Source organism: Actinopolyspora sabaoui, assembly GCF_051225635.1.
In the GTDB taxonomy this organism is placed as follows: Bacteria; Actinomycetota; Actinomycetes; order Mycobacteriales; family Pseudonocardiaceae; genus Actinopolyspora.
On the sequence record NZ_JBMIHH010000001.1, the window covers coordinates 290,044 to 309,336 of the forward strand.

Here is a 19,293-nt window from a genome sequence, read left to right on the forward strand (position 1 = left end):
ATTCCAGTGCGCGCAGCGGTTATCGAAACCCCCGGAAAACTGTCGGTCACCACGGTTCCGGATCCCGAACCCGGCCCCGGTGAGGTCGTCGTCGAGGTCGACGCCTGCGGTATCTGCGGCACCGACATCCACATAGTCGACGGTGACTTCGCCCCGGCTCCCTATCCGATCGTGCCCGGGCACGAGTTCGCGGGCAGGGTGGCCGCCCTCGGGCACGGGGTGACGTCGCTGCGGGTCGGCGACGCGGTGGCGGTGGATCCGTCGTTGTTCTGCGGCAGCTGCCACTACTGCTCGCTGGGGCACGGCAACCTGTGCGAGGACTGGAACGCCATCGGCAACACCCGTGACGGTGCCTGCGCCGAGTACGCGGTGGCTCCCGTCGCGAACTGCCACCGGCTTCCGGAGGGCGTGAGCGCCGCGCAGGCCGCGCTCATCGAACCGCTCTCCTGCGCCGTTCGCGGTTTCGACCGGCTGCCCCGCAAGCTCGGCGAGCACTACCTGATCTACGGCGCGGGAACCATGGGTCTGCTAATGGCACAGCTCGCCCGCAGGGGCGGGGCCACCTCGGTCTCGGTGGTCGACCTCAACGAGGAGCGCCTCAAGGTGGCCGAGCAGCTCGGGGTCGACGCCACGGCGACCACGGCCGACTCGTTGAGCCCCCGCCACGGTTGGGAGGTCGTGATCGACTGCACCGGTGTCATCGCCGCGATCGAGGACGGGCTGAGCAGGGTTCGTCCCGGCGGCACCTTTCAGCAGTTCGGAGTCGCCCCGGGCGAGGCCACCGCCTCGTTCTCCCCCTTCCGGGTCTACAACGAGGAGATCACCATCGTGGGAAGCATGGCCGTGCTGCACAGCTACTCGCGTGCCGTGGAGCTCATGGGCAGCGGAGCGGTCGACGCGGACACCATGATCAGCGACGCCTTCCCGCTGGAGTCCTACGAGGACGCGGTCGCCAAGTTCCGCGCCGGAACCGGTCGCAAACTACAGATCCTTCCGAACTCGACGCATCAGTCGCAGGATGGCAGTCGATGAACAACGATTACGAACCCACGTTCGGTTCCGGCGAACTGGTCGCCGGAATCGACTCCTCCACCCAGTCCACCAAGGTGGTCGTCTGCGACGCCGCGAGCGGGAAGATCCTGCGCAGCGGTAGTGCCGAGCACCACGGTGGGACCGAGATCGACCCGGCGGTCTGGTGGGACGCGCTGTGTAGTGCCACCGACGGACTGCTGGACGGCGTGACGGCCGTCGGTATCGGTGCCCAGCAGCACGGCATGGTCGCGCTCGACTCCGCCGGTGAGGTGGTGCGTCCCGCGCTGCTCTGGAACGACACCCGTTCGGCCGACGCGGCCGAGCAGCTCATCGCCGAGTGCGGTGGCGCGGCCGCGGCGGCCGAGCTGACCGGGACCGTTCCGGTGGCGAGCCTGACGGTCACCAAACTCCGCTGGATGGCCGAGCACGAGCCGCGGCTGGCCGACCGGGTCAGCGACGTGCTGCTGCCGCACGACTGGCTCACCGCCAAACTGACCGGAGGGGAGTACGTCACCGATCGCGGTGACGCCTCTGGCACCGGCTACTGGTCCCCGCGCGAGGAACGCTACCGCCACGACCTGCTCGCACGGGCTTTCGGCGGACGCTCGCCGAACACCCCGCGCGTGCTCGCCCCGGGGGAGGCGGCCGGGAGCACTCCCTCCGGGCGGCTCGTCTCGGCGGGTACCGGCGACAACATGGCGGCGGCACTGGGACTCGGCATCACCCCCGGCGACGTGGTGGTCTCGCTGGGAACCAGCGGCACCGTGTTCGCCTGCTCGGAAACGGCCACCAGCGATCCGGACGGCACCGTGGCCGGATTCGCCGACGCCACCGGCAGATTCCTGCCGCTGGTGTGCACGCTCAACGCGGCCCGGGTGCTGACCGCCACCGCCGAACTGCTCGGCACCGACAGCGCGGGATTCGACCGGCTCGCCTGCGCGGCCGAACCCGGTGCGGGCGGGCTGACGCTGCTGCCCTATCTGGACGGTGAACGCACCCCGAACCTGCCGGACGCCACCGGGACGCTGCACGGGCTCCGCAGGGACAACATGACGCCCGAGAACCTGGCCCGCGCGGCCGTGGAAGGGATGCTGTGCGGCCTGGCCGACGGGCTGGACGCCCTGCGGGAGCAGCACGTTCCGGTGCGCCGCGTGCTGCTCATCGGAGGCGCCGCCCGTTCCGAGGCCGTGCGGCGTGCGGCCCCGCGCGTATTCGACGTGCCGGTCACCGTTCCGGCCCCGGCCGAGTACGTCGCCATCGGCGCGGCACGGCAGGCCGCCTGGACGCTGGCGGGCACCGACCGCCCGCCGGAATGGCCGGTGGACACCGAAGTGGAGCTGCCGGTTTCCGACGTCTCGGACGGCGCGCAAATCAGACGGACACATCGTTCGACGCTGCACCGGATGCATCCGGACGTTCACGGTTGAAATTCACCGCCCGGGGTCCGTAGGTGCTGCGACGGAGCCTCCGAGCACCGGGCGGATTCTCCCCGCAGAGGAGTGTGCGAGATGGCAACGATCACCTACGACGACGCGACCCGGCACTATCCCGGAGCCGACACCCCGGCGGTCAACGCTCTCGACCTCGACATCGCCGACGGCGAGTTCCTGGTGCTGGTCGGCCCGTCCGGCTGCGGCAAGTCGACCAGCCTGCGCATGCTGGCCGGGTTGGAGGACGTCGATCGGGGCGGCATCCACATCGGCTCGCGTGAGGTCACCCGACTGGCCCCGCGGGACCGCGACATCGCGATGGTTTTCCAGAACTACGCGCTCTACCCCCACATGTCGGTGGCCGACAACATGGGGTTCGCGCTGAAGATCGCGGGGATGAGCAAGCCCGAGATCAGGGAGCGGGTCACCGAGGCCGCCCGGTTGCTCGACATCGAGGAGTTCCTCGACCGCAAACCCAAGGCGCTGTCCGGTGGGCAGCGGCAGCGTGTCGCGATGGGACGCGCCATCGTGCGGCAGCCGCAGGTCTTCCTCATGGACGAGCCGCTGTCCAATCTCGACGCCAAACTCCGCTCCGCCACGCGTGCCCAGATAGCGGCGTTGCAGCGCAGGTTGGGCGTGACCACCGTCTACGTCACTCACGACCAGGTGGAGGCTATGACGATGGGTGACCGAGTGGCGGTGCTGCACGAGGGAGTGCTGCAGCAGTGCGACACCCCGCGTGCGCTCTACGACCGCCCGAACAACGCGTTCGTCGCCGGGTTCACCGGTTCGCCCGCCATGAACCTGCCACGGGCGGTGCTGCGCGAGGACGGCGCCGAACTCGGCGGTACCACGATCCCGCTGTCGCGGGAAGTGATGCGTGCCGCCACCGAGACGGGAGCCGGCACGGTGCTGCTCGGGATGCGTCCCGAAGCGCTGCATCTGGACTCCGAGGGGATCCCGATGACGGTGGAGCTGGTCGAGGAGCTCGGCGCCGAGGCGCTGTGCCACGGGGTCGTCGACGGCGGCGAGGGCGCCGGGGACTCGGAACGGCTCATCGTGCGGCTGGACGCGCGCACCCCGCCGAAGGTGGGGGAGCGGGTCACCGTGGGATTCCGCGCCGATGAGGTGCACGTCTTCTCCGCCGACAGCGGGGAGCGGTTGGCGGGGTAGGAGCCGCTCTCGAAGCGATTCGCGTGGGTGATCGCGTGGTGGAAATCGGTTTGCCCTCCCGGTACCGGGAGCCGGTAGTCTCCAGCAGTCGCCCACGCCACATCGGATTTCACCAATCGCCGTGCTCGTTCCCACCGGGGCGGGAACGGCGATTGCCGGGCAGGGTGACACCTTCGAACGAACGTACTCGTCGAAACGAGCACTCATGGCCGGTAGTACCGAAGTCGAGACCGAAGTCGAGCTGATCGACATGCCGCCGGGGCGGGCGGTGCTCACGGATCGCCGGACGCGGCGAAGCTGGTCGGTGGACCTTGCTCCTTACCGCCTCGCCGCGACTCCGATCACCCAGGCTCACTACGCCGAAGTCACCGGGCTGCGTCCCGGCGCGGTACGGGGTGATCGGCTCCCCGTTGAAAGCGTTTCCTGGTGGGACGCCGTTCGTTTCTGCAACGCGTTGTCCCGGCTGCGGGGCTTCGAGCCCGCTTATCGCGTGCACGAGCACGAGGAGTCCGTCGAATGGGACACCACGGCCGACGGCTACCGGCTGCCGACCGAAGCGGAATGGGAACACGCCTGCCGCGCGGGCACCCCCGGGCCGCGGTACGGAACGCTCGACGAGATCGCCTGGTACCGCGACAACTCCGACGAGCAGGTGCACGAGGTGGGCCGCAAACACCCGAATCAGTGGGGTCTGCACGACATGCTCGGCAACGTCTGGGAGTGGTGCTGGGACTTCTACGACCCCGAGGTCTACGGCACCTACCGGGTCCTGCGTGGCGGTGGCTGGTTCGACGAGCACTGGAGCTGCCGCGCTTCGGTGCGCCGCCGGACCCACCCCACCAACCGGCTCGACGACATCGGTTTTCGCGTAGCACGCACGGTCATGCCGGAACGCGAGAACGGTTGAAGGCGTCAGGGAAGCTGCTGTCCGTCCAGTGTGGTCAGTAGCCACGGGGTGAGTGCGGCGACCCGCTCGGCCAGCTCGGGGTCGAGGTCGATGGCCCATTGCAGGATCCAGCGGGCGCGCAGCACCAGGTGGTAGGTGAGGTGATCACCGCTGGCGGTTTCGGTGGTGGGGCTCAAGCGGCGGCGTTCGGCGTCGTAGGCGGCCAGCAGCACACGCCGGTCGCGCGTGCCGAGCAGGCTCTCGTGCAGCACCAGCGCGCCGAGATCGTCGTAGCGGCAGCCGATGCCGGAGCCCTCGAAGTCGATGACACCGGGGTGCTCACCGTCGGCGAGCAGGATGTTGCGGCCGGAGAAGTCCCCGTGCACGAACCCGCACTCGCGCTCGCAGCGCTTCTCGGCCGCCGGGGTCGTCTCGCTCAGGGTGGCGTCGAGCCGATCCGCGGCCTGGTGGGCGGGATTGCTGCCTTTGGGCAGCTCGCGCAGCCGTCGGCGGTGTTCGGGCATCTCGGCCAGGAGCTCGGGCGGCAGGCTGTGCAGTCGGGCGGCGACCTGGCCGAGCGTCGTGGTCGCCTCGTGCGGAGACGGTCGGGTGCCGTTCAATCGGGTGGCTGCCAGCCAGGGCAGCTGTTCGGCCTGTTCGTCGTGGGCCAGCACCTCGGGCACGCGCAGTTCGGGAGTGTGGGTGGCCGCGCGCAGCCCGGCGGCCTCACGGTGACACCGTTCCTGCCCCCGGTGGGTGTAGACCTTCAGCGCCGCGTGCTCGGCCAGGAATATCGCGGACCGTCCGCCGTATCCGACGGTGGGGTTCGGAGCGAATCCGAGGTCGAGGGCCGCCTCGGCGCTGCGGCGAGCGCGGTCGATGTCGTCGTTCAAAACGTTCTCCGGCCAGGGGAAGTGGCGGTCTCGGAATCACCGGGGCGGTTCGGCGCTGTGGGGAGTACCTCCCACCCCATATCGGTGCCAGGCCCACCACACAACGGGGACCCCACGTGCCCGGGCGATGGTCCCCGGTCGGCAATTAAGCTGCCCGCATGCCCGAATCGCACGTACATCGCCGTGAATCCCTTCGGGGCCACCTGCGCGACCGCGAGGTGGACGCGATGCTGGTGACCGACCTGCTCAACATCAGGTACCTCACCGGCTTCACCGGATCCAACGCTGCCCTGCTGGTGCACGCGGCCGACGCCGCTGCCGACGAGGCTCGCACGGTGTTCTGCACCGACGGCCGTTACGAGACGCAGGCCGCCGAACAGGTCCCCGAACTGGAGCACCTCATCGACCGGGCCAGCGTCGCCGAACTGGCTCGGCGCGCCGAGTCGATGGCCGAGACCTACCGGCGGGTGGGCTTCGAGAGTCAACACGTCACGGTGGACGGGTTGGAGGAGCTGAGCCGCACCGCCCCCGGGGTGGAGCTGGTCCGCGCCCCGGGTCTGGTGGAGAACCTTCGACTGATCAAGGACGAGAACGAGATCGAGGCGTTGCGCGCCGCATGCGCGGCTGCCGATCGCGCGCTGGCCGAACTGATCGAGCACGGCGGGCTGCGCCCGGGCCGTACCGAGCTCGCCGTGGCCCGCGAGCTGGAGAGCCGGATGCTCGACCACGGTGCGGCCGGACCCTCCTTCGAGACGATCGTGGCCACCGGGGCGAACTCGGCGGTGCCGCACCACCGCCCCACCGAGGCCGAACTCGCCTCGGGCGACTTCGTCAAGATGGACTTCGGTGCGCTCGTGGACGGCTACCACTCCGACATGACCCGCACGGTCGTGCTCGGCCGACCCGCCGACTGGCAGCGCGAGATCTACGAGCTCGTCGCGGGCGCACAGGCCGCGGGGCGGGACGCCATCCGCCTCGGAACCGGGGTGGTCGACGCCGACACGGCTGCCCGCGACGTGATCACCGAGGCCGGTTACGGCGAGCGGTTCTCGCACGGCCTGGGGCACGGCGTGGGGCTGGAGATCCACGAGGCACCGGCGTTGTCCCAACGCGGAACGGGTACCATCGAAGCCGGAATGGCGGTCACCGCCGAGCCCGGTGTGTATCTGCCTGGGCGGGGCGGCGTCCGCATCGAGGACACGCTGGTCGCGCGTGCGGACACGCCAGAGTTGCTCACCTTGACGACGAAGGAGCTCGTCATTCTCTAGGTGTGACAACGTGCGCTCGATCCCGCTTCTCGGTCGCGCGCCAGCTCGAATCGGCGAACATCTGTAGCCTTAGCACAGGAGAGACTCCGACCGTGGCCACCACGAACGACCTGAAAAACGGAATCGTGCTCAACATCGACGGGCAGCTGTGGACCGTCACGAGTTTCCAGCACGTCAAGCCGGGCAAGGGCGGTGCCTTCGTGCGCACCACCCTCAAGAATGTGCTCTCCGGCAAGGTCGTGGACAAGACCTTCAACGCCGGGATCAAAGTCGAGACCGCCAACGTCGACCGCAGCGAGATGACCTATCTCTACAACGACGGCGTCGACTACGTGTTCATGGACCCCGACACCTACGACCAGGTCAGCGTCTCGCCGGAGACCGTGGGTGACGCGGCCGGTTACATGCTGGAGAACAGCACCGTCACCCTGGCCCGCCACGAGGGTGAGCCGCTCTACGTCGAGCTGCCCGCCTCGGTGGAGCTGACCATCGCCCACACCGACCCCGGTGTGCAGGGGGACCGTTCCACCGGTGGCAACAAGCCCGCCGAACTCGAGACCGGTGCGACCGTGCAGGTCCCGCTGTTCATCGAGAGCGGCGAGAAGATCCGGGTGGACCCGCGTGACGGGCGTTATCTGGGACGCGTCAAGTGACCGGCTCACGGTCGGCCGGTATGCTGGTCCGGTTGGGCTGTCCAGGACCGCGCGCTGCCGAAAAGAGGGTGTGAGTTGGGCGAACGGAGCAAGGCCCGTAAACGCGCGGTGGAAGTGCTTTACGAGGCCGATCTACGCGAACTTCCCCCCGACACGCTGCTCCGCGAGCGTGTCGGTTCCACCGAGGCGCCGGTCGTCGGTGACTACGCCGTCACGCTCGTGTCCGGGGTGGCCGAACACCGCGAACGGATCGACGAACTGATCGTCGAGTACTCGCAGGGATGGGCGCTCTCCCGGATGCCGGTGGTGGACCGGGCCGTGCTGCGCCTGGGTTTCTTCGAGATGCTGTGGGGAGACGACATCCCCCCGGCCGTGGTCATCGACGAAGCCGTGCAGCTGGGCAAGGCGCTCTCCACGGACGACACGCCCCGGTTCGTCAACGGGGTGCTCGGCAGGTTGGCCGGTATCGACGAACAGCAGCGGGAATCGCTGCGTGGTTCCCCGGAGACCTCGGCCGAGGAGCGGGACACGGTCGCGGCGGAGCACGACTCCGACCATGAGGCGGAGTCCTCCACGACCTCGGAGCGTTGATCGGGACTTCCTGATCCGGCTGCCCCGATCGGTGCTTTCGATTACCGCGCGGATTGCCGCGCGATGTCGCGTCGCTCCGCACCGGGATTCGCCGGAGGTGCTTCGGCGATTCCGGTAGCGGCCGACGATTCGAATCCCGTGGCTGTCGTGCGGGGCTCGTCGTGTTCATGGCGATGTGACGCACATCACGATATCATCACGTTCCGGGGCGACCGGGTTCTGCTCGGGTCCGCGCGGTCACGTCGATCGAGCCCGGGTTCTGGTCGGGTGGTCAACCCGCCCAACCCAGAACCCGGAGCCGTCAGCGGACGCGTCGTCCCCACGACCGGCGGACACCGGTGTGGCCCGCACCCGTGTCGCGACGGGTGCGGACCACGGGCTCGTCACTCCTCGCGGGCCGGACGGGCCTCGGGAGGAAGGACGCCCCAGTCGATGAGCTGCTCGGTGAGTTCTCCCGGCGACATGTCGTAGATGATGGCCAGGGAACGCAGGTCCTCGGTGCGGATGGACAGCACCTTGCCGTTGTAGTCACCTCGCTGACTCTGGATCGTGGCCGCATAACGGGCCAGCGGCCCCACCTTCTCCGCGGGAAGCTGTTGCAGCCGCTCGAGGTTGATCACAACCTTCGTCGCGGGTTCCGCGCTGGAGGGAACCCGCCCTTCCGGCAGCAGTTCGGCTACCGGAACACCGTAGAAGTCGGCCAGCTCGGCGAGTTTCTGCACGGTGACCGCACGGTCACCTCGTTCATAAGACCCGACGACCACGGCCTTCCACCGCCCGCCTGACTTCTGCTCGACGCCGTGCAGCGAAAGACCCTGCTGCTGGCGGATAGCGCGGAGCTTGCTGCCCAGCGCCTTGGCGTAGTCGCCCATGTGGCGGTTCTCCGTTTCATTCGCCCCGTCAGCCTAGTTCAAGTTGCCGGGGAGGAACGCTCAGTATTGATACGGAGAGTAATATTCGCTCGCGAGCGTCACCAGGTCAAGCTGCTCTTGGAGTGAGTGTGGCACGAATCCCGTTACACCACCCCGGCGGTTGACCCCCCGACGCTGATAGCGTACAAGGCAAGCTCGGCAGCTGCCGGGCTCCTGGCGTCCTTTAACGGCCCGTCCAGTGAGGCGGGGAAGGAGGTCCTTCCGTGGCGTCACGCCAATCGGCGGACGCGGCGGCTTCGGCCGGAGAGCGCGAATTGCTTTCGGCCGGTGACGTCGCGCGCACCGTCGCCCGAATGGCCCATCAGATTATCGAGAAGACCGCGCTCGACAGCGGCGCCGAACACGTCGTGCTGCTGGGGGTTCCCACCAGGGGAGTGCCACTCGCCCGACGGATCGCGGAGCGCATCGACACCTTCAGCGGTGTCACCGTTCCCACCGGGGCGTTGGACATCACGCTGTACCGCGACGATCTGCGCCAGCAGCCGAATCGCCCGCTGGAACCGAGCAGCGTGCCCACCGGGGGCGTCGACGACGCGCTGGTCGTGCTCGTCGACGACGTGCTGTTCTCCGGCCGCACCGTTCGTTCCGCGCTGGACGCGCTCCGCGACCAGGGACGTCCCCGCGCGGTGCAGCTGGCCGTGCTGGTGGATCGCGGGCACCGCGAGCTGCCCATCCGCGCCGACTACGTGGGCAAGAACGTGCCGACGGCGCGCAGCGAGGACGTCGCGGTACGGCTCACCGAGGTGGACGACACCGACGCGGTGCTGCTGCGTCGCCCGGGCACCTCGTCGGCTGCCGCCTCCGGGCAGGAGCCGGGCACCGAACCGGGAACCGACACAGCCGAATCGGCCGGAGGAAAACAGTGATACGGCATCTGCTCACGGCCGACGGGCTGGACAGCGAGACCGTGAACACGGTGCTCGGCACCGCCGACACGCTCAAGCAGACGCTGCTCGGCAGGGAGGTGCGCAAGCTCCCCACCCTGCGTGGGCGCACCGTGATCACCATGTTCTACGAGAACTCGACCCGCACCAGGGTGTCGTTCGAGGTGGCGGGCAAGTGGATGAGCGCCGACGTGATCAACGTGTCGGCCTCGGGCTCGTCCACCGGCAAGGGCGAGTCGCTGCGGGACACCGCGCTCACGCTCTCGGCGGCGGGCGCGGACTGCGTGATCCTGCGCCACGGCGCCTCCGGTGCCCCGCACCGACTCGCGGAGTGGCTGGACCACACCGGAACCAGGGTCGTCAACGCGGGCGACGGGATGCACGAGCACCCGACCCAGGCGCTGCTGGACGCCGCGACGCTGCGGGAGCGGCTCGGCGAGCTGTCCGGCAGACGCGTCGGCATCGTCGGTGACCTGCTGCACAGCCGGGTGGCGCGTTCCAACGTCCACCTGCTGCGCACCCTCGGTGCCGAGGTCGTGCTGATCGCGCCTCCCACGCTGGTTCCCGAGGGGATCGAGAGCTGGGGAGCCACCGTCACGCACGAGCTGGATCCGCAGCTGCCCGGCCTCGACGCGGTGATGGCGCTGCGGGTGCAGTCCGAGCGCATGAACGGTGGGTTCTTCCCGACGGCCAGGGAGTACTCGATCGGTTACGGCCTCAACGCCGCGCGCACCACGAAGCTGCCCGAGCACGCGGTCGTGCTGCACCCGGGGCCGATGCTGCGCGGAATGGAGATCGCGCCGCGAGTGGCCGACTCGCCGAGCGCGGCCGTCGAACAACAGGTCCGGAACGGGGTCCACGTGCGGATGGCCGTGCTGTACCACCTGCTGGCCGGAGAGGAGAGCACGGCGTGACCGAGAACGAGCACCCCACGGGCGGTTCCGGGCGGCGGATACTGCTACGCGAAGTACGCCCCTACGGCACCGGGGAGCCGGTGGACCTGCTGATCGACGACGGCGTCGTGGCCGGAATCGGACAACACTCCGGCACCGATGCCGACGAGATCGTCCACGCGGGGGGCGCGGTGCTGCTGCCCGGCTTCGTGGACCTGCACACCCACCTGCGGGAACCGGGCGGGGAGGACGCCGAGACCGTCGAGAGCGGCTCGACGGCCGCCGCGCTCGGTGGTTACACGGCGGTGCTGGCCATGGCCAACACCGATCCGGTCGCCGACAACGCGGTGGTGGTCGAGCACGTGCGGCGCCGGGGCCGCGAGATCGGTCTGGTCGACGTGCGTCCCGTCGGCGCGGTCACGGCAGGGCTGGACGGGAAGCGGCTGGCCGAGATCGGTTCGATGGCGCGCTCGCCCGCGGAGGTTCGCGTGTTCTCCGACGACGGGCACTGCGTGGACGATCCGCTGCTGATGCGGCGGGCACTGGAGTACACCCGCGCCTTTGGCGGTGTGGTGGCCCAGCACGCCCAGGATCCGAGGCTGACCCCCGGTTCGCAGGCCCACGAGGGGCCGAACGCCGCACGGCTCGGGCTGGCGGGCTGGCCCGCCGCCGCCGAGGAGTCGGTGGTGGCGCGGGACTGCATGCTCGCCGAGCACACCGGCGGCTCGCTGCACGTCTGCCACGTCTCCAGCGCGGGCACCGCGGAGTTTCTGCGGTGGTGGCGCTCCCGCTCGACGGCGGGCTCGGTCTCGGCGGAGGTCACGCCGCACCACCTGCTGCTGACCGACGAGCTGCTGGAGACCTACGACCCGCTCTACAAGGTCAACCCGCCGCTGCGCACCGATGAGGACGTGCACGCGTTGCGCACGGCACTCGCCGAGGGTGTCGTGGACTGCGTCGCCACCGATCACGCACCACACGCCGACCAGGACAAGGACTGTGAGTGGTCGGCGGCCAGGCCGGGCATGCTCGGGTTGCAGACCGCGCTGGCGGTGCTGGTGCGCACCATGGTCCGCCCCGGGCTGTTGGATTGGCGGGGGGTCGCCCGGGTCCTGAGCGAGACGCCCGCCCGGGTCGCCGGACTGTCCCGGCAGGGGCGGCCGATCGATGTCGGGGAACCGGCCAACCTCACCCTGGTCGACCCGGACACCGAGTGGACGGTGCGCGGCGCGGAGCTGGCGAGTACCGCGGTCAACACGCCCTTCGAGGGGATGGTGCTGCCGGGACGTGTACTGGCCACGATCTCCGAGGGGCGGATCACCGCACGCGACGGCAAGGTCGAACCGGTCGGAGGGTGGTCCTGATGGCACGAACGCTTTGGGTTCTCGCGCTGGCCGCCCTCGCGGTCCTGGTCATCTACGGGATGCGCAGGGGCTGGAACAGGCGCAAACGCGGGCACGACGCGCTGGCGGGCTCGTTGCCGGGGGTTCCGCCCGGGCTGGACTCGCTGCCCGAGCTGTTGCCCGCCTCGGTGGGGCTGTACGTGGGCACCACCATCGCCGGTGACTGGCAGAACCGGGTCACCGCGGCGACGCTCGGCAACCGGGCGAGCGCCACCGCCAGGCTCTACCGAACAGGGGTGCTGCTGGACAGGGCCGGCGAGGAGCCGCTCTGGATACCGGTCTCGGCGCTGCACGACGCCCGTGTCGATCACAAATTGGCCAACAAGGTGGTCCCCGGTGTCGGCATGCTGGTGATCACGTGGCACCCGGACGGGCATTCCTCGTCGGCCGAGCCGCTCGACAGCGGGTTCCGCCACGGCGACGAGACCGATCCCGCCGAGTGGGTGAAGGCGCTCAGGACGCTGCGGCCCACCGCCACCACCGATTCCGATTCCGAGCACGACGACGAGGCCGCGGTTGAGCGGCAGGAGGAAACATGACCGCGCAGGCCCCCGCCGCCCTGGTGTTGGAGGATGGCCGGATCTTTCGCGGCGAGGCCTTCGGCAGTGAGGGTTCTTGCTTCGGTGAGGTCGTCTTCAGCACCGGCATGACGGGTTATCAGGAGACGTTGACCGATCCGTCGTACCACCGGCAGATCGTGGTGGCCACCGCGCCGCAGATCGGCAACACCGGCTGGAACGACGAGGACGACGAGTCCGCACGGATCTGGGTCGCGGGGTACGCGGTACGTGACCCCGCGCGCAGGCCGTCCTCCTGGCGTGCCACCCGCTCGCTGCAGGAGGAGCTGAGCAACCAGGGTGTGGTCGGCATAGCCAACCTGGACACCCGCGCGCTGACCCGACACATCCGGGAACTGGGCGCGATGCGCGCGGGCATCTTCTCCGGCGAAGAGGTCACCGACGATCGGACGATGGTCGACCGGGTCGTCGCCGGTGACCGGATGCTGGGTGCCGACCTGGCGGGCGACGTCACCACCGCCGAGTCCTACGTGGTGCCCGCGGTCGGGGAGCGCCGGTTCACGGTCGCGGCCTTGGACATGGGGATCAAGTCCAACACGCCCCGGCTGCTCGCCGAACGCGGCATCGAGGTGCACGTGCTGCCGCTGGGTTCCTCGCTGTCCGAGATCACGGCGGTGGAGCCCGACGGTGTGTTCCTGTCCAACGGCCCGGGTGATCCCGCCACCGCCGACCACGCGGTGGAGGTGACCAAACAGATCCTGGCACGGCGCCTGCCGCTGTTCGGGATCTGCTTCGGCAACCAGATCCTGGGGCGCGCGCTCGGCAGGGGAACCTACAAGCTGCCCTACGGGCACCGCGGTATCAACATTCCGGTGATCGACTCCGACAGCGGCCGGGTCGCCATCACCGCGCAGAACCACGGGTTCGCCGTGCGCGGCGAGCCGGGTGAGCACTTCGACACCGAATTCGGTCGCGCGGTGGTCAGCCACCACTGCGCCAACGACGGCGCCGTCGAGGGGCTGCGGCTGCTGGACGCTCCCGCGTTCAGCGTGCAGTACCACCCCGAGGCCGCCGCCGGGCCGCACGACGCGGCGAACCTGTTCGACTCCTTCGTACGACTGATGAGCGAGGCACGCTGATGCCGAAGAGGACCGACATCAACCACGTTCTGGTCATCGGCTCCGGTCCGATCGTGATCGGCCAGGCGTGCGAGTTCGACTATTCCGGGACCCAGGCCTGCCGAGTGCTGCGTTCCGAGGGGATCCGGGTCAGCCTGGTCAACTCCAACCCGGCCACGATCATGACGGACCCGGAGTTCGCCGACGCCACCTACATCGAACCCATCACCCCGGAGTTCGTGGAAAAGGTCATCGACGCCGAGCGTCCGGACGCGCTGCTGGCCACGCTGGGCGGGCAGACCGCGCTGAACACCGCCGTGGCCCTCTACGAGCGGGGTGTGCTGGAGAAGTACGGCGTGGAGCTGATCGGCGCCGACGTCGACGCGATCCAGCGCGGCGAGGACCGGCAGCGGTTCAAGGACATCGTTCGCTCGGTGGGCGGCGGCGTGCCCGAGAGCAAGGTGTGCAACTCGATGGACGAGGTGCGTGACTTCGTCACCGAGCGCGGGTTGCCCGTGGTGATCCGGCCCAGCTTCACGATGGGCGGGCTCGGCTCGGGCATGGCGCACACCCACGAGGAACTGGAGCGCATGGCCTCGCTGGGGCTGACGGAGTCCCCGGTGCACGAGGTGCTCATCGAGGAGAGCGTGCTCGGCTGGAAGGAGTACGAGCTGGAGCTGATGCGCGACCACGCCGACAACGTGGTCGTGATCTGCTCCATCGAGAACGTCGATCCGATGGGGGTGCACACCGGCGACTCGGTCACGGTGGCCCCGTCGATGACGCTGACCGACCGCGAGTACCAGCACATGCGCGACGTGGGCATCGACGTGCTGCGCGAGGTGGGTGTGGACACCGGTGGGTGCAACATCCAGTTCGCCATCCACCCGAGCACCGGCCGCATGGTCGTCATCGAGATGAACCCGCGGGTGTCGCGCTCCTCGGCGCTGGCCTCCAAGGCCACCGGCTTCCCGATCGCCAAGATCGCGGCGAAGCTGGCCATCGGCTACTCGCTGGACGAGATCCCCAACGACATCACCGAGCAGACCCCGGCCAGCTTCGAACCCACGCTGGACTACGTGGTGGTCAAGGCGCCGAGGTTCGCCTTCGAGAAGTTCCCCGGCGCCGACACCCGGCTGACCACCACGATGAAGAGCGTGGGCGAGGCCATGTCGCTGGGGCGCAACTTCACCGAGGCGCTGGGCAAGGCGATGCGCTCGCTGGAGTCCTCCCGCGCTGGATTCTGGACCGTGCCGGATCCGGAGGGCGTGACCCTGGACTCCACGCTGGACGAACTGGGCGACGGCCACGACGGCAGGCTCTACACCGTCGAGCGGGCGTTGCGCATGGGCGCCACGGTGGCCCAGGTGCACGAGGCCTCCGGGATCGACTCCTGGTTCATCGACCAGATCGCCTCGTTGGTGGAGCTGCGTGAGCAGCTCCTGGCCGCTCCCGTGCTGGACGCCGAGCTGCTGCGCACCACCAAGCGTGCCGGGATCTCCGACCGGCAGATCGCGGCGCTGCGCCCCGAACTCGCGGGTGAGGAGGGGGTTCGCTCGCTGCGGCACCGGCTGGGTGTGCGCCCGGTCTACAAGACCGTGGACACCTGCGCGGCCGAGTTCGCCGCGGCCACGCCGTACCACTACTCGGCCTACGAGTCCGACGCCGCCGCCGAGTCCGAAGTGGCCCGGCAGCGCGAAAAGCCGAAGGTGATCATCCTCGGTTCCGGCCCCAACCGGATCGGCCAGGGCATCGAGTTCGACTACTCCTGCGTGCACGCCGCCATGGGGCTGCGTGACGCCCCCGACAACGGCGGCAGCGGGTACGAGACGGTCATGGTCAACTGCAACCCCGAGACCGTCTCCACCGACTACGACACCTCGGACCGGCTGTACTTCGAGCCGCTGACCTTCGAGGACGTGCTGGAGGTCGTGCACTCCGAGCAGGCATCGGGCACCGTCGCCGGGGTGGTGGTCCAGCTCGGCGGCCAGACACCGCTGGGGTTGGCGAGCAAGCTCGCCGAGGCCGGTGTTCCCGTCGTGGGAACGGCGCCGGAGGCCATCCACCTGGCCGAGGACCGCGGCTCGTTCGGCGAGGTGCTCAACCGGGCGGGGCTGCCCGCACCCAGCTACGGCACCGCCACCTCCTTCGAGGGCGCCAAGCGCATCGCCGACGACATCGGATACCCGGTGCTGGTGCGCCCGTCCTACGTGCTCGGCGGTCGCGGCATGGAGATCGTCTACGACGAGACCTCCCTGGAGAACTACATCGCCAGGGCCACCGAGGTCACCCCGGAACACCCGGTGCTGGTGGACAACTTCCTCGACGACGCGATCGAGATCGACGTGGACGCGTTGTGCGACGGCACCGACGTCTACATCGGCGGCGTGATGGAACACATCGAGGAAGCCGGGGTGCACTCCGGCGACTCCGCCTGCGCGTTGCCGCCCATCACCCTCGGCAGGCAGGACATCGACAAGGTTCGTCGCTGCACCGAGGCGCTGGCCGAGGGGATCGGGGTGCGTGGGCTGCTCAACGTGCAGTACGCGCTCAAGGACGACGTGCTCTACGTCCTGGAGGCCAACCCGCGCGCCTCGCGCACCGTGCCGTTCGTGTCCAAGGCGGCGGCCGCCCCGCTGGCCAAGGCCGCGGCCAGGGTCATGTTCGGTGCCAAGATCGCCGACCTGCGGGCCGAGGGCATGCTGCCGCCGCACGGCGACGGGGCTGACCTGCCGCCGCACGCTCCGGTCGCGGTCAAGGAGGCCGTGCTGCCGTTCCACCGGTTCCGCACGCCGGAGGGACACGGCATCGACTCGCTCCTCGGGCCGGAGATGAAGTCCACCGGCGAGGTTATGGGCATCGACACCGCGTTCGGACAGGCGTTCGCCAAGTCCCAGAGCGGTGCCTACGGCTCGCTGCCGACCTCGGGCCGGGTGTTCGTCTCGGTGGCCAATCGGGACAAGCGTTCGATGGTGTTCCCGGTCAAGCGCCTCGCCGATCTCGGGTTCGACATCTGCGCCACCTCGGGAACGGCCGAGATCCTGCGGCGCAACGACATCGCCTGCGGCGTGGTCCGCAAGCACAACGAGGACCCGGCCGACGTCTCCGCGCCCGCCGGCAACGAGCCCGGCGGGGATCGCGACGTCATCGACCTCATCAAGGCGGGCGAGATCGACATGATCTTCAACACCCCCTACGGCAACCCCGGTCCCAGGGTGGACGGTTACGAGATCCGGACCGCCGCCGTCTCCCGCGACGTCCCCTGCATCACCACCGTGCAGGGCGCCGCGGCGGCGGTGCAGGGTGTGGAGGCCGCCATCCGCGGCAACATCGGCGTGCGGCCACTACAGCGGTTGCAGGCGGCGCTGCGGAGCGATCGGAGTGGTGAGACCCGATGACTGTGGTGCACGCGGCCTTCGGGCAGCGCCTGGCCGAGGCCGTGAACGCCCGAGGGCCGCTCTGCGTGGGGATCGATCCCCACCCCGCGCTGCTGCACGCGTGGGGGCTGGAGGAGACCCCGGCGGGGCTGGAGCGGTTCGCGATGACCGTGCTCGAAGCCGTGGGCGAGGAGGTCGCGGTGGTCAAGCCGCAGTCCGCCTTCTTCGAGACCTACGGCTCCCGCGGCCTCGCGGTGCTGGAACGGTTGGTGGCCGAGTGTGCTCAGGCGGGCACGCTGGTTGTCCACGACGTCAAACGTGGCGACATCGGGTCCACCATGACCGCCTATGCCACCGCCTATCTCGACGACTCCTCGCCGCTGGCGGCGGACGCGATCACCGTGTCCCCCTACCTGGGGTACGGCTCGCTCGCGCCCGCCTTGGGCATCGCCGCGCAGACCGGCCGGGGGGTTTTCGTGCTGGCCCGCACCTCCAATCCGGAGGCGGTCGGGTTGCAGCGCTCGGTCACCTCGGAGGGGAAAACGGTGGCCCAGTCCATCGTGGACGCCGCCGCGGAGAGCAACGCGGGGGCGGCGCCGATGGGGCACGTCGGTGTGGTCACCGGGGCCACGATCCGCCCCGGCGAACTCGATCTCACCGCCCTGAACGGCCCCGTGCTCGCACCCGGGCTCGGGGCGCAGGGGGCCACCGTGCAGGGGCTGCGCTCGGTCTTCGGCTCCGTGCTGCCCAACGTGCTGCCCACGGCCGCCCGCGAGCTGCTGCGGCACGGCCCCGACGTGGCGGAGATCCGCTCGGCCACCCGGCGGATGCGGGCTGACCTCTCCGGTGTGTTCGGACAGTGACTCTCGCGGGATGTCCGCGCGGCCGGGATTCGTGATGATTGAATCCCGGCCGTGTCCGATACAGCCACCACGAAGAGCCACGACTCCCCGGGATCCGTAGCGGGACGTCGAAGACCGAGTCGACGCGTCGCCGACTTTCTCCGCGCGGCGGTGGTTCGGCGTCGGTGCTCTTCGCTCGTGCTCGCCTCGTCGGTGCTGCTGCTCGCACTGACCGCGCTGTGCGTCGTATACCTGTTCGGTGAAGGCGAGGCCGTCTACCAGATCCGCGGCGATCTGCAAGTGTACCGCTGGGCGGTTCGTTCCTGGTTGACCGAGGGGCATATCCCGGACGGATGGGCGCCGCTGAGCAACGGAGTACTGCTGCCCTGGGTCTACCCGCCGTTCGCGGTGTTACCGCTGAGCCTGTTCGGCGCCGTGCCGATGTGGGCGGCCACCGTGCTGCTCTGGTCGCTGAACCTCCTCTCGCTGGCCGTGGTGATCCAGCTCGTCACTCGGCACTCCTGGCCCTCGGTCGGTTCGCGTGGTGCGGCCGTGGTGAGCGTGGCGGTGCTCTCGCCGAGCCTGCTGCTCGAACCGGTCCACGCGGGATTCGGCCAGGGCCAGATCAACATCCTGCTGATGGGGATGATCGTCCTCGACTGCCTGGCGCCGTGGTCGAGATGGCCGCGCGGAGCGCTGGTCGGTCTCGCCGCCGCGATCAAACTGACCCCGGCGGCCTTCCTGCTCTTCTTCCTGGCCCGGGGTGACATCCGCGCCGCGCTGCGGACCGTCGGTGTCGGACTGGTGTGCACCGCGCTCGGCTTCGTGGTCGATGCCCGGGCCTCGGTCGATTACTGGTTCCGCTCCGGTCCCGCCTCCGAAGTGGCGGGACATCTGCTCAACAGCAACCAGTCGGTCATGGGCGCCTTGGCGCGGACGATGCCGAACTCGTCCTGGCTGGTGGTGACCTGGGCGCTCGTGACCCTGATTCTGGTCGGAGTGGTGGTGGCGATATCGCGGCGTTGCGACGCGCCGACCGGGATGGTCTCGGTGGGACTGCTCTCACTGCTGGTCTCGCCCACCTCCTGGTCGAATCACTGGGTCTGGTGCGTGCCCGCGCTGCTGCTGTTGTTCGGCGCCGCGGTACGTCGGGGTGGCCTGCCGCTGTCCGGCGCCGCGTTGCTCGCGACGTCGGTCTTCGTCGTGGCGCCCTATCACTTCCTGCCGCACGGACAGCGCCGCGAACTGGCCTGGACACCCGCGCAGCATTTGATCGGGGATTGTTATGTGGTGCTCGCGGTCGTGGCGTTGCTTTGGCTCTGGTGGTGTGTCCGGGGTGTGGAGCCCACCGCTCGGCGGTGAATGTCACTCGTTCGCCCGGTAGCCGGTCGCGCGAACGA

Annotated in this window: 16 protein-coding genes and 1 pseudogene; 15 read left to right on the forward strand and 2 right to left on the reverse strand. The window is 69.5% G+C overall.

Annotated elements, in window-relative coordinates; genetic code table 11:
- Positions 1 to 6: 6 nt before the first annotated feature.
- From ACOQFL_RS01320 to ACOQFL_RS01335, 4 genes are all read left to right on the forward strand, one after another.
- Positions 7 to 1,032 (forward strand): zinc-dependent alcohol dehydrogenase family protein, encoded by a 1,026-nt coding sequence (locus tag ACOQFL_RS01320; protein WP_435542231.1) that lies wholly within the window; start codon positions 7 to 9, stop codon positions 1,030 to 1,032.
- Positions 1,029 to 2,459, forward strand: a complete 1,431-nt coding sequence (xylB, locus tag ACOQFL_RS01325; RefSeq protein WP_435542232.1) for a xylulokinase — start codon at positions 1,029 to 1,031, stop codon at positions 2,457 to 2,459. The genes ACOQFL_RS01320 and xylB overlap by 4 nt, the downstream gene beginning before the upstream one ends.
- Positions 2,460 to 2,540: 81 nt before the next feature.
- Complete coding sequence (locus tag ACOQFL_RS01330; RefSeq protein ID WP_435542233.1) at positions 2,541 to 3,635, forward strand: ABC transporter ATP-binding protein; 1,095 nt, start codon at positions 2,541 to 2,543, stop codon at positions 3,633 to 3,635.
- Positions 3,636 to 3,840: 205 nt separating this feature from the next.
- The gene (locus ACOQFL_RS01335) at positions 3,841 to 4,542 is read left to right on the forward strand and encodes a formylglycine-generating enzyme family protein (RefSeq protein WP_435542234.1); all 702 of its coding nucleotides are present in this window, start codon (positions 3,841 to 3,843) and stop codon (positions 4,540 to 4,542) included.
- A gap of 5 nt (positions 4,543 to 4,547) precedes the next feature.
- Here ACOQFL_RS01335 and ACOQFL_RS01340 read toward each other — a convergent pair whose 3' ends face one another.
- The gene (locus ACOQFL_RS01340; protein WP_435542235.1) at positions 4,548 to 5,414 is read right to left on the reverse strand and encodes a phosphotransferase family protein; all 867 of its coding nucleotides are present in this window, start codon (positions 5,412 to 5,414) and stop codon (positions 4,548 to 4,550) included.
- 158 nt (positions 5,415 to 5,572) lie between these two features.
- On the opposite strand from ACOQFL_RS01340, the gene ACOQFL_RS01345 reads away from it, so the two are divergent.
- The 3 genes and pseudogenes from ACOQFL_RS01345 to nusB all read left to right on the forward strand — a co-directional run.
- A complete protein-coding gene (locus ACOQFL_RS01345; protein WP_435542236.1) occupies positions 5,573 to 6,682 on the forward strand; it encodes an aminopeptidase P family protein in 1,110 nt (369 codons plus the stop codon).
- Between the two features lie 92 nt (positions 6,683 to 6,774).
- Positions 6,775 to 7,335 carry an elongation factor P gene (gene efp / locus ACOQFL_RS01350; protein WP_435542237.1) on the forward strand — a complete coding sequence of 187 codons (561 nt, stop codon included), beginning with the start codon at positions 6,775 to 6,777 and terminating at the stop codon, positions 7,333 to 7,335.
- Between the two features lie 75 nt (positions 7,336 to 7,410).
- Positions 7,411 to 7,836: pseudogene (nusB, locus tag ACOQFL_RS01355) on the forward strand (transcription antitermination factor NusB); the annotation flags it as partial.
- Positions 7,837 to 8,309: 473 nt separating this feature from the next.
- Here nusB and bldD read toward each other — a convergent pair.
- Positions 8,310 to 8,798 (reverse strand): transcriptional regulator BldD, encoded by a 489-nt coding sequence (gene bldD, locus ACOQFL_RS01360; protein WP_043574581.1) that lies wholly within the window; start codon positions 8,796 to 8,798, stop codon positions 8,310 to 8,312.
- Between the two features lie 263 nt (positions 8,799 to 9,061).
- Between bldD and pyrR the strand changes: the two genes are divergently transcribed.
- Genes pyrR through ACOQFL_RS01400 form a run of 8 tightly spaced genes read left to right on the forward strand, consistent with a single transcriptional unit; the run spans position 9,062 to position 19,255 of the window.
- Positions 9,062 to 9,724: a bifunctional pyr operon transcriptional regulator/uracil phosphoribosyltransferase PyrR gene (gene pyrR, locus ACOQFL_RS01365; protein WP_435542238.1), complete on the forward strand. Its 663-nt coding sequence runs from the start codon at positions 9,062 to 9,064 to the stop codon at positions 9,722 to 9,724.
- Positions 9,724 to 10,656 carry an aspartate carbamoyltransferase catalytic subunit gene (locus ACOQFL_RS01370; RefSeq protein WP_435542457.1) on the forward strand — a complete coding sequence of 311 codons (933 nt, stop codon included), beginning with the start codon at positions 9,724 to 9,726 and terminating at the stop codon, positions 10,654 to 10,656. Before pyrR ends, ACOQFL_RS01370 begins: the two co-directional genes overlap by 1 nt.
- Positions 10,653 to 11,999 (forward strand): dihydroorotase, encoded by a 1,347-nt coding sequence (locus ACOQFL_RS01375; RefSeq protein WP_435542239.1) that lies wholly within the window; start codon positions 10,653 to 10,655, stop codon positions 11,997 to 11,999. Before ACOQFL_RS01370 ends, ACOQFL_RS01375 begins: the two co-directional genes overlap by 4 nt.
- Positions 11,999 to 12,577: a PH-like domain-containing protein gene (locus ACOQFL_RS01380; protein ID WP_435542240.1), complete on the forward strand. Its 579-nt coding sequence runs from the start codon at positions 11,999 to 12,001 to the stop codon at positions 12,575 to 12,577. The genes ACOQFL_RS01375 and ACOQFL_RS01380 overlap by 1 nt, the downstream gene beginning before the upstream one ends.
- Positions 12,574 to 13,695: a glutamine-hydrolyzing carbamoyl-phosphate synthase small subunit gene (gene carA, locus ACOQFL_RS01385; RefSeq protein ID WP_435542241.1), complete on the forward strand. Its 1,122-nt coding sequence runs from the start codon at positions 12,574 to 12,576 to the stop codon at positions 13,693 to 13,695. The genes ACOQFL_RS01380 and carA overlap by 4 nt, the downstream gene beginning before the upstream one ends.
- Positions 13,695 to 17,072: a carbamoyl-phosphate synthase large subunit gene (gene carB, locus ACOQFL_RS01390; protein ID WP_435542242.1), complete on the forward strand. Its 3,378-nt coding sequence runs from the start codon at positions 13,695 to 13,697 to the stop codon at positions 17,070 to 17,072. Before carA ends, carB begins: the two co-directional genes overlap by 1 nt.
- Positions 17,069 to 17,914, forward strand: a complete 846-nt coding sequence (pyrF, locus tag ACOQFL_RS01395; RefSeq protein ID WP_435542243.1) for an orotidine-5'-phosphate decarboxylase — start codon at positions 17,069 to 17,071, stop codon at positions 17,912 to 17,914. The genes carB and pyrF overlap by 4 nt, the downstream gene beginning before the upstream one ends.
- 51 nt (positions 17,915 to 17,965) lie before the next feature.
- Positions 17,966 to 19,255, forward strand: a complete 1,290-nt coding sequence (locus ACOQFL_RS01400) for a glycosyltransferase family 87 protein (RefSeq protein WP_435542244.1) — start codon at positions 17,966 to 17,968, stop codon at positions 19,253 to 19,255.
- The last annotated feature ends 38 nt before the right edge of the window (positions 19,256 to 19,293 follow it).